This window comes from Bartonella sp. AA81SXKL, from assembly GCF_042196945.1.
GTDB lineage: Bacteria > Pseudomonadota > Alphaproteobacteria > Rhizobiales > Rhizobiaceae > Bartonella.
The window spans coordinates 1-717 of the sequence record NZ_JBHIRH010000234.1 but is presented as its reverse complement, the minus strand read 5'-3'; the positions used below and the strand labels follow the sequence as shown (position 1 = coordinate 717).

The window sequence follows — 717 nt, the reverse complement described above, 5'->3', positions numbered from 1 at the left end:
ATAATTTTATATGTTAAAAAACAACAATATCCTTTTGAAATAATTGCATAAATATGCAAATTATGCTAAGATTTTTTACATATTAAAATACAAATTTAAGGTAACTAAAACATGCTAAACAAAGTGACATTAATCGGACGCCTTGGTGCTGATCCCGAAAGCAAAACAATGAATTCTGGAGCAGAAATAGTCAATTTTAGTATAGCGACTTCTGAGAGCTATACAGATAAAAAAACCAATCAAAAAGTAGAGAAAACAGAATGGCATTCCGTGGTGATTTTTAATCCACATTTGGCAAAAATTGCACTTCAATATCTAAACAAAGGTTCAAAGGTTTACATAGAAGGAAAATTACAGACACGCAAATGGCAAGATAAAAATGGGCATGACCGTTACACAACAGAGATTGTCTTACCACAATTCAAAGGTGAATTGTATTTGCTTGATGCAAAGAAAGATCAATCGGCATCCCCTACCCCTTCACCCATTACTTCTCAAAATTATGCTATCGCTTCAGGTGCTCAAGATTATAGAACAGCTCTTAACGATAGCGTCCCATTCTGATTGAAAAAATATGGCTAAAAGAAAAAAACATGCAAAACGTGGTCGTCCTCGGATTAAAGGATGCATAAGAGAACCAAACGGACGCATCTCACGAGCAAAAACACCGCATGAACCCATGGATAAATTGGCACTTGAAATGCGTGCCAAACGCTT

1 protein-coding gene is annotated in these 717 nt (G+C 35.4%); it reads left to right on the top strand.

Annotated elements, in window-relative coordinates; translation table 11 throughout:
* Positions 1 to 111 precede the first annotated feature (111 nt).
* Complete coding sequence (gene ssb / locus ACFINZ_RS10795) at positions 112 to 564, top strand: single-stranded DNA-binding protein (RefSeq protein WP_375635128.1); 453 nt, start codon at positions 112 to 114, stop codon at positions 562 to 564.
* Positions 565 to 717: the final 153 nt, after the last annotated feature.

Excerpts from the sequence above, each read along its gene's own strand:
- ssb (WP_375635128.1), top strand. The coding sequence starts at position 112 with ATGCTAAACAAAGTGACATTAATCGGACGCCTTGGTGCTGATCCCGAA.